Origin of the sequence: Mesorhizobium sp. M2A.F.Ca.ET.067.02.1.1, assembly GCF_004023285.1 — a bacterium.
Classification (GTDB): domain Bacteria; phylum Pseudomonadota; class Alphaproteobacteria; order Rhizobiales; family Rhizobiaceae; genus Mesorhizobium.
The window spans coordinates 1-9,773 of the sequence record NZ_RZSB01000152.1; the positions used below are offsets into that span (position 1 = coordinate 1).

Sequence of the window (9,773 nt, forward strand, 5' to 3'; positions counted from 1 at the left end):
CCTTTGACGCAGCCGTTCTCGACGCGAAAACCGGTAACCTCGCAGTTCTGGATTAGGTCAACTCCGGCCAGGTCGGCGCCGCGCGCGTAGCCCCAGGCGACACCATCATGGCGCGCCGTGCCGGCGCGTCGCTGAAGCAGCCCGCCTTTAATCGGGAAACGCGCATTGTCGAAATTAAGGAAGGGCATCATGGTCCGCAGTTGGTCGCGTTCGAGCAACTCGGCATCGGCACCGGCCAACAGCATTGCGTTGCCGCGCCGCCGGTAGGCATCTCGCTGCGTATCACTGTGGAACAAATTCACAATGCCGCGCTGGCTCACCATGGCATTGAAGTTGAATTCCTGCTCCAGCCCTTCCCAGAGCTTCATCGAAAACTCATAGAAGGGCTCGTTGCCGGGCAGCAGGTAGTTCGAGCGGATGATAGTGGTGTTGCGTCCGACATTGCCTGAGCCCAGCCAGCCCTTCTCAAGCACGGCGATGCGAGCCTTCCCGAAGGTCTTGGCCAGGTAATAAGCGGTGGCAAGTCCATGTCCGCCTCCTCCAATGATCACATAATCGTAGGCGGGCTGCGGTTCGGGGTCGCGCCACAAAGGACGCCAGCCCTTATGGCCCGTGAGGGCCTCTTTCAGAATGTGGAAAGCCGAATAGCGCAAGTCCGATTGTCCTCGATGAACAAAGGCAACCTTTTACTCCGCTTTCCGAACCGTGATTGACCAGCACGGACAGATTCTTGCCGATTCCTGCCGCAGCTACTATGCTCGTGGGCATGTCTCACCTTCAAGAGAGCGCCTCGCTGCGGGCTATCGGCTTCATCCTCACCCCGAATTATTCGCTAATGTCGCTGGCCTCAGCAGTTGAGCCGCTGCGCGCGGCCAATCAGCTGGCTGATAGCAAGTTGTATCGCTGCAGCTTCTATTCAGTGGCTGGAGGTTTCATGCCCTCAACATCAGGCGGAGGGTTCGAGACCCTGCCGCTGGCAGCCGTGACAAAGGCTGGCGTGGGCAAGCTGGACCTTGCGCTTGTCGTAGCGGGCGGCAATCCCATGCTCTTTGACGATCCCGTATTGGTGCGCAATCTGCGTGCGCTTCAGCATAGGCATGTCACGCTCGGTGGTATCTCCGGCGGGGCGGCAATCCTTGCCAAGGCGGGGCTGATGGATGGGCGGCGGTTCACCGTGCACTGGGCGCATATCGATCCGCTGAAGGAATATGGCCCGGATCTGCTAATTGAGCGCGCGCTCTACGTCATCGACCGGGATCGCTATACTTGCGCCGGCGGGGTGGCCGCGCTTGACATGATGTGCGCGCTGATTGCAGGCGACCACGGGTCGGTGTTTGCCCGCGAAGTCAGCAACTGGTTCATCCATCCACGTCTGCGTACAGCTGACGAACCGCAGCAAGGTTCCGTCAAGCAAAGATTCAATTTGCACCATCCGATGCTTGAGGCCGCAGTCGAACTTATGACTAGCCATTTGGCGGATCCACTGTCTCCCGATCAACTCGCGGCGTTGTCCGGCGGCAGTGCACGGCAGCTGCAGCGGCTATTCTCGAACCATTTGGATTCATCGGTAACGGCCTTCTACCGCAACCTTCGATTAGCCAAGGCGGACGAGCTGCTGGAACAGAGCGCTATTCCGATAGTGGAGATTGCACTCCTGACTGGCTTCACCAGTGCTGCGCACTTTACCCGACTGTTTACGGCACGATACGGCTTGTCGCCCGGCCAGAAGAGGCGACTGGCGAAGGGACGTGCCCAAAACGGCATGGTTGGCAGCGCCCCAAACTCGGACCGTTACCGGTCAGGTACGGCTTCTGAAGGGTGAGGGGTCAACTCGGACTGCTCATTAGCGCTGGCCGCGTGATCGACGTTTGAGCGGCAAGCACTTCTACTTCCTATCGCGCTCTGGTGGCCGAAGGCTGGGAATAGGCTGCGAGCCTGGCGAACTGTTTATCTTGGGAGCGATGCCTGTTGTCGATGTGCTTTTAGGACTGCTAATAGCCTGGTGCCAGTTGGCAACATCTTGGGACAGGTCTACCTCCGACACGAGGAGAAAGTACGCACCAGACGCGCTTGGTCGCGTGCACGGACATTCCTGGACGACGGACATCAAGCAAGTGTGAAAACCGGTTTTCCCTTGCCCTCGACAAAAGCGCCGATGCGGCGCCTGAAAAGTTCGGCGTGATCGGTGATGGTGGCCAGAAGCTGCTCCCGCTTGTGGTTGCGGATGGCGTCGATGATAGAGACATGCTCATCTACGATGATGCGCTGTCTTTTCTGGAATGCCTGCTGCTCGGCAGATTCTCTTTGATATACGAAATAAGCTAGGCGGCGCGCCATGTTGTGTAGCCGGCCTGCAAAGCCGATCAGGTACTCGTTCTCGGTGGCCTCGGCAATCCTGATATGAAAGGCGGCATTGTGGCGGGAAATCTCGAGGAACTCCTGATTTTCGACCGCCCAAGTGTGGCCGACCTGTATCCTATCCAGATCTGCGACTAGGTTCGGATTGTTCATGCGGCAATAGTAGGCCGAGCTCCGCTCGCTGACGAGGTATGCCTCGAAGAAATGGGTCAGATCACCGAGGTCGATCGGTCGGACAAAAAATCCTCTGTTCGGTCGTAGCTCGATCAGGCCTTCCGTTGTCAGGCGGTTGAGTGCCTCACGGGCCGGTGTGCGGCTGATGCCAAGCTCGTTGCGAAGCATTGTCTCGTCGAGCTGCACGCCCGGGCGTAGCGTCAAATCCAGGATCCGGTCACGAATCGTGTTTGTTGCAGTGACAGCGAGCGAAAGCTCGACTGCACCATCGTCCTTCTCTTTTTGTCCTGATGGCATACGTCCTCGCTCCCCGGCCGATGGTCCAAGTGATCATATGTAGCTCATATATTCTCGTTTCCGCAACATTCGCCCCCTTCCGCCCGAGCCACGGTCGGTGACCGGCGCTCGCCAAAGGCCCGCACTTTCGCTGTGGAGACGTGCTGCATCGCTTTTGAGTGTTGACAGCCTCCGCAGGAAAATAATATACGACGCATATACGAAATGGAGGAGAGTATGCCGCTCAAGGTCGGGGTCGATGTCGGCGGGACGTTCACTGACTTCTTTGTCGTCGACGAAGAAGTCGGGCGCACGATCCGCTACAAGCGACCATCAACGCCCGCGCAGCCTCAGGAAGCCATCCTCCATGGCCTCGGCGAGCTTTTGGCCCTACACGGCCTTGAGTTCTCTTCGGTTGGATCGCTCTTTCACGGAACGACGGTCGGCACGAATGCGCTTATCCAGCGGCGCATCGGCAAGGTAGCCTTGATCACGAACGAGGGGTTCCGCGACCTTCTCGAAATCGGCCGGCAGACACGGCCGAAGGTCTATGACATTCACAAGGACTTCCCGGCGCCGCTTGTTCCGCGTGATTGCCGCTTCGAAGTCCCTACGCGCGTCAGAGCGGACGGGACCGTCGTTAAACCGCTCGATGAAGAGCGCCTCCGTGGCTTGGTTCCGGCCCTGATCGACAGAAATGTTGATTGCGTCGTGGTCGCTTTCCTCCACTCGTTTGCTTATCCCGACCATGAACGTCGCGCCGTCGAGGTGCTACGAGAGGCGCTGCCCGATACCGTTCATGTCATCGCGTCAGCCTCGGTCTATCCCGAATTCCGGGAGTATGAGCGCTTCACCACCGCGGTGCTGAACGGTGCCCTTTTGACGGTGATGGATCGCTACATTAGTGAACTCGTTTCGGGGGTGAAAACCCTCGGAACGAGTGCACGACCGCTGATCTCGCAAAGCAGCGGTGGGCTGATGTCGGCGAGCATGGCCAAAGAGTTTCCGATCCGTGCGTCCCTATCTGGTCCTGCGGCCGGTGTATCGGGAGTCGTCCACTGGGCGCGCGAAATGGGTTTTCGAGACGTCATCACACTCGATATTGGCGGAACGAGTTCGGATGTTGCGCTGATCCGTGATCATGAGCCCAGCGAAGTGTCGTTGCAGGATGTCGGAGGCTTCCCGGTACGCATGCCGGCCGTGGATGTGACAGCGGTCGGCGCCGGTGGCGGCACGATAGCCTGGATCGACAAGGACGGCCTTCTCAAAGTGGGTCCCCTCAGTGCGGGCGCAAATCCGGGACCTGCCTGCTACGATCTTGGCGGCATCGACGCCACCACCACCGATGCGAACGTGCTTCTGGGTCGCTTGAGCAACGAGGCCCTGCTCGGCGGACGGATGCCCATCAATCCGGAATTGGCGCGCGGGGCGGTAACGCGGCTTGCCGGGGAACTAGGACTGCATACCTTGGATACGGCGCTCGGCATTTTGAAGCTGGCGGGGGGCACGATGGTCAAGGCGCTGCGCAAGGTGTCAATTGAGCGCGGCCATGATCCGTCGGGTTTCGTTCTTTTCGCTTTTGGCGGAGCTGGACCTTTGTTCGCCATCGACGTCGCAAGAGAAATCGGCATTTCCACTGTTGTCGTGCCTATAAATCCAGGCCTGATGTGCGCCGAGGGGCTGCACTTTTGTGCTCTCACGAACGATTTCGTCGCCAGTTATCTTGGCGAGCTTGCAGAGACAGCCGGACCCGCCCTGGAGAGCTTGCGTGACACACTCGTCGCTGAAGCTGAGTCGTGGTTCTCCAGCGAAAGAGTTCCATCCGATCAGCGTAGCTACGAGTGGCGCGCTGAACTGCGCTATCGCGGTCAGAATTTTGAGCTCTCGCTGCCGCTTGCCAAGAACAGGCTTGTCGGCACTGAGGTCGTTGACTTGCGGCAGGCCTTCCACGTCGCGCACGAACGATCGTACGGGTTCTCGATGGCTGGCGAAGTGGTCGAGTTAGTCAGCATCAAGCTGAAGGCCAAAGAAAAGATTGAGTTCGTGCGACCGGCGGAATTGACCGACGGTCAGCACGGCCGGCCAACCGGCACTCGCAAGGTGATCTTTGATCAGATCCAACCGGTCGATGCCGCGATCTATCAGCGAGCCGACCTTGCAAAGGGCCAGCGCATCGCAGGGCCAGCCATTATCGACCAGCAGGATGCAACCACCCTGATTTACCCCGGCGACACCGCCTTCGTCGACCCGTGGGGAAACATCATTATCCAACTTCGCAGTGAGGTCGCCTAGATGTCTCTCAATCCAATCCAAATCGAGATGATACGCAATGCGCTGACCGGCATATGCGACGAGATGTATGTCGCGATCATGCGCAGTGCCTATTCGACAAATATCAAGGAGCGGCGGGACCACAGCACGGCAATCTTCGATATTAGAGGACGCACCATCGTGCAGGGGGAGAGCCTGCCGCTGCTCCTCGCATCCATGCATGGTCTGGTGGAGGTTGTCCTTAAAAAGTACGGCGCAGAAGCGATAAAGCCTGGCGACATGTTCATATCGAACGATCCTTATGTAGGCCGAGGGTCGCATCTTCCCGACATCGCCGCGGTCATGCCGATATTCACGGACGGAAGACTGGTTGCCTTCGTCGCCGACATCGCCCACCACGCTGACGTTGGCGGAATGGTGCCTGGTAGCATGGCGGGGGGGATGACCGAGATTTACCAGGAAGGACTACGCATTCCGCCGCTGCGCATTATGCGCGACCACAAGATAGACGACAACGTGATGGATCTCGTACTGCTGAACGTGCGGGTCCCACACGAGCGGCGCGGCGACTACAATGCCCAGTTCGCAGCGAACCTGCTCGGCGCACGCCGTATGGAAGAGTTCTTCCGACGGTGGACCCTGGAGCAGTTCGAGCAAGGAGCCGAGGCGATTCTAAATGCGGTCGCGCGTCGCATCCGGTCTGGGATAAGCGAGCTGCCCGACGGGAAGTACGTATTCGAGGACCACGTCGACGATGATGGAGCCGGTACGACTGCGATCCCAATCAAGGTGGAGGTCGCAATCAAGGGCGATGAGATTTTCTTCGATTTCGCAGGGTCATCGGCGCAGGTCACCGGCAACATCAACGTTACCACAAGTGGCCTCGAGGCTAGCGTACTCTATGCGCTGAAGGTTCTTGTCGATCCCGATGGGCCGACCAACAGCGGCATGATGGACCCTGTAACAATCACTGCTCCTGAGGGTTCAATCGTCAACGCCAGGTTCCCCGCCGCTACGGCGGCGCGCGCCCAGACCTGTCAGCGCATCATCGATGTCGTGCTTGGTGCGCTGGCACAGGCGGCGCCGCAGCTTGTAATAGCCGCCTCCAACGGCAGCAATACGAGCTGCTCCTTCTCAGGCATTGCACCCGACGGCAAACACTATGTCTACATGGAGACGATCGGCGGGGGCGCCGGTGCACGCGCCTACAAGGACGGTACCGACGGGGTGCAGGCGCACGTCACTAATACATCCAATCTTCCCATCGAAGCGCTCGAACGCGAGTATCCCCTTCTGATCGAGCGATATGAGTTTGTCGAGAACTCAGGCGGCGCCGGCAAATGGCGGGGCGGCCTTGGTTTGCGTCGAGTCTATCGGCCGATAGGCCATACCTGCCACTTCAGTGGGCAGGGCGAGCGCTTCGTGTATCAGCCATGGGGACTGTTCGGCGGAAAACCTGGACGAGCCGGACGTCTCAGCCTCGTCCATGACAACGGCAAGATCATCCAGGTGCCCGGAAAGCTGACCGGGCTGCAGATTCCGGACTCGGCGCGGCTGGAAGTGGAGACGCCGGGTGCGGGTGGCTACGGCAATCCGGCCGAACGAAATTCCGCATCGATCGAGCAGGACACCAAGTCCGGCAAGATTAGCCCCGAGATCAGCGCGAATGCCGCGTGATTCCATTCGAAGGATATGAACATGAAGTACAATGCAATCGTTGTGGGCGCAGGCATAACCGGCGCCGCGACCGCCTATTTCTTGAAAAAACGTGAGGCCGCGAACGTATTGCTGCTCGACCGCGACGAGCCGGCGGCGGGCGGCACAGGAAAGAGCGCGGCGATCATCCGCCAGCATTACTCCAATCCGCTCGCGGCCAATCTTACGCGCGAATCCATCAATATTCTGTCGGCGCTCTCGGAAGCCGGGTACCAGACAGGTTTCGCCCGCACGGGCTACCACATGCTGGTGCCTGAAACGATGCTGGAAGGAGCGCGCGCTAATATCGCAATGCTGACCGGGATCGGCATCGCTACCGAGCTACAGGATGTCGCTTCGTCCCGGGTGGCCGAATTCGCCAATCCGGAGGGCGTCGCCGCGGTCGTCTATGAGCCAGACGGGGGCTATGCCGATCCTGTCCATGCGACGGAAGCCTTCGTCAATGCCTTCAAGGCACTGGGCGGTGAGTTCCGCGGTAGAACTCCCGTAGAAGCGCTCGTCGGGGATGGTGAGCGCGTCACCGGCGTGAAGATTGGCGGCAAAACTGTCGAGTCCAATACGGTGGTCAATGCAAGCGGGCCGTGGTCCGGTCGCCTCGCGGAGAGCATCGGCATTGCCATGCCGCTTCGGGTCGTCCGTGAACAGGATACCGTTTGGGAAGTCCGGCCCGGTCGTCCCGTTCCCGAAGGTCCCGTTTCCACTGCTGTCGATGCGATCTATTTGAGGCCGCTCGGCAACCGTCGTTTCGTCGTTGGGCGCGGCTTTCCGAAGCAGTATTGTGACGTCGATCCTAACGACTACAAAATCAGCGCTGACGAGGAATTCGTCAGCGACGTCCTAGAGCGGCTGGAACACCGCTTCCCTGTGTTTCGCGGCGCTACGCGCGTAGACTCCTATGCTTCTCTCTACGATGTGACGCCGGACTGGTATCCCTTCGTCGGGCCACGAAACCGAGTGGAGGGATATGCCGATGCCTGGGGTGGCAGCGGACACGGGTTCAAACTGGCACCTGCAATAGGCCGCCGCCTTGCTGATTGGATCATCGACGGCGGAATAGACGACGAGTTCAGGCGGCTTTCTCATGACCGGATCGCTGAAGATAATCTGTTCGTCCAAAAATACGGCGGCAATCGGGGATGACGCGATTTTGAATGACGGCTGCGCTACGAGCTGCTGATAGTAGTCGCGGAGGAGTTGGCCAAGAGCAGTCCAGTTTTCGCCACCTCCTTCTTCATGAGTGGATGGTCCCAACGCGCCCCGGTCGAACCAAACGAAAGGAAGCGATCGATGCCCGCTCAATCTAAAACTGGCATACTGAGAACCGGAGCAACCGAACCGTGGCAGATGGATGCAACGGAGCTTTCCTATCTTATCCGCTGTGGGAAATTATCGAGCCGTGAGGCGACTCTTTCGTGTCTGTCGCGTCTTGATGAAGTCAATCCTGCGATAAATGCAGTAACCCTCATTCTGCGGGAGCAAGCACTTGCTCAGGCAGATGACGCTGACGCGCGCTTGGTAAAGGGCGAGATCCTCGGCCAGCTTCATGGCGTGCCTGTCACGACGAAGTGCAACACCGATCAGCTCGGGTGCCCCAGTGACGACGGTGTTGTGGCTTTCCGTGACCGTGTGGCCCAATCGGACAATCCAGTAGTCGCCAACATGCGCGCGGCGGGTGCTGTTTTTATCGGCAGAACCAACACGCCTGCATTTTCCATGCGCTTCGAAACAGACAACGAATTGCATGGGCGGACACTTAATCCCTACAGCAAGGCGCATACTGCAGGCGGTTCAAGCGGCGGCGCCGCCGCTGCCGTCGCGGTGGGGATCTGTTCAATAGCCCAGGGCAACGACCTCGGCGGGTCTGTTCGCTGGCCGGCCTATTGCAACGGGGTTGTCGGACTGCGAACGAGCTATGGTCGAATTCCATCGTTCAACGAAACCACGCCTGGCGGCAGTCTGATTTCCGCACAGCTGATGGCAGTGCATGGGCCGATCACCCGCACGATCAGAGATGCGCGAATGGCGCTTTCCGTGATGTCTCGGCGAGACCAACGGGACCATCGCTGGGTCGATGTTCCGCTTCGGGGGCCAACTGCGCCGAAGAAAGTTGCGCTCGTTCCAGAGGTGCCGGGAACCCTAAAGAACCCGGCCGTCGCCGAAGTTGTACGGGAGGCCGGACGTCGGCTGGCGGCCGCCGGCTATATCGTGGAGGAAAAGCTGCCTCCGCAGTGGGATGAGATATACGAAATCCACCATCGAATCCTGGTGGTCGATCTTGTCGGGGGATTGAAGGATAGCATCGCTGAATTCGGCGATGCGAGTGTCAAGCGTGCGATGGCGCACTGGCAAAGCTACCGTCCGGCGGTGTCGTTTCCGGAATTCCTACGTGCCTGGAAAGACAGGGATGCCGCGATGGCCACCTGGGCGACCTTCTTGGCGGACACACCGATCGTCATTACGCCGATTTCTGCCGGGCCAGCCTTCTCCGCAGGCCTCGATGCTAAGGACGAAGCATCAATGGCCACGGTTCTGGATACGGTGGCACGCTGCCTTTACCCGGTCCCGACTTTGGGATTGCCGGCTTTGAGCGTACCGCTGGGCAGCCAAGAGGGCCTTCCATTGGGCGTCCAAATCATTGCCGGACAGTACCGGGAAGATCTCTGCCTTGACGCGGGCGAGATCATTGAAGCCTATGAGGGCCTTCGTTCGCCGATCGATCCGGTCTTCAATTAGCGGCCTGGATCTCGCCTAAACTGGGGTTCGGCATTGCAGCGGCGTGCCGGTAGGGCGATCCGTGCTTCCAGCCGCAAATTCCACGCGTTCTGCGCCGCCCAAGACCCAGATTTAGTGCCTGGAAAGCGCCTGGCCGGTGCTGGTCGTGGCCACTCTCGATGCTGCAGCCGCGGAGCAGTGGCGTTTCGGCCAAGTAGTTGCCTGACCGCTAATGAACTTGACGCTAGGTCACAATTCGTATATGT

The 9,773-nt window shown here is 59.2% G+C and carries 7 protein-coding genes; 5 read left to right on the forward strand and 2 right to left on the reverse strand.

What is annotated here, in order from left to right; all coding sequences use genetic code 11:
- A partial coding sequence (locus EOA28_RS13410) for an FAD-dependent oxidoreductase (protein ID WP_128314944.1) occupies positions 1-653 on the reverse strand: 653 nt, incomplete at its 3' end.
- 56 nt (positions 654-709) lie between these two features.
- Between EOA28_RS13410 and EOA28_RS13415 the strand changes: the two genes are divergently transcribed.
- Entirely contained in the window at positions 710-1,822 is a 1,113-nt protein-coding gene (locus EOA28_RS13415) for a GlxA family transcriptional regulator (RefSeq protein ID WP_245501518.1), read from the forward strand.
- A gap of 284 nt (positions 1,823-2,106) precedes the next feature.
- Here the strand turns inward: EOA28_RS13415 and EOA28_RS13420 are convergent, their stop codons facing one another.
- Complete coding sequence (locus tag EOA28_RS13420; protein ID WP_128314945.1) at positions 2,107-2,829, reverse strand: GntR family transcriptional regulator; 723 nt, start codon at positions 2,827-2,829, stop codon at positions 2,107-2,109.
- Positions 2,830-3,045: 216 nt separating this feature from the next.
- Between EOA28_RS13420 and EOA28_RS13425 the strand changes: the two genes are divergently transcribed.
- The 4 genes from EOA28_RS13425 to EOA28_RS13440 all read left to right on the forward strand — a co-directional run bounded on the left by EOA28_RS13425 (position 3,046) and on the right by EOA28_RS13440 (position 9,528).
- Positions 3,046-5,100, forward strand: a complete 2,055-nt coding sequence (locus EOA28_RS13425; RefSeq protein WP_189342034.1) for a hydantoinase/oxoprolinase family protein — start codon at positions 3,046-3,048, stop codon at positions 5,098-5,100.
- On the forward strand, positions 5,101-6,756 hold the full coding sequence (locus EOA28_RS13430) for a hydantoinase B/oxoprolinase family protein (RefSeq protein ID WP_128314947.1): 1,656 nt from the start codon (positions 5,101-5,103) through the stop codon (positions 6,754-6,756). It begins immediately after the preceding gene.
- A gap of 21 nt (positions 6,757-6,777) precedes the next feature.
- Positions 6,778-7,935 carry an FAD-binding oxidoreductase gene (locus EOA28_RS13435; RefSeq protein ID WP_189342035.1) on the forward strand — a complete coding sequence of 386 codons (1,158 nt, stop codon included), beginning with the start codon at positions 6,778-6,780 and terminating at the stop codon, positions 7,933-7,935.
- Positions 7,936-8,139: 204 nt separating this feature from the next.
- On the forward strand, positions 8,140-9,528 hold the full coding sequence (locus EOA28_RS13440) for an amidase (RefSeq protein WP_210214942.1): 1,389 nt from the start codon (positions 8,140-8,142) through the stop codon (positions 9,526-9,528).
- Positions 9,529-9,773 lie beyond the last annotated feature (245 nt).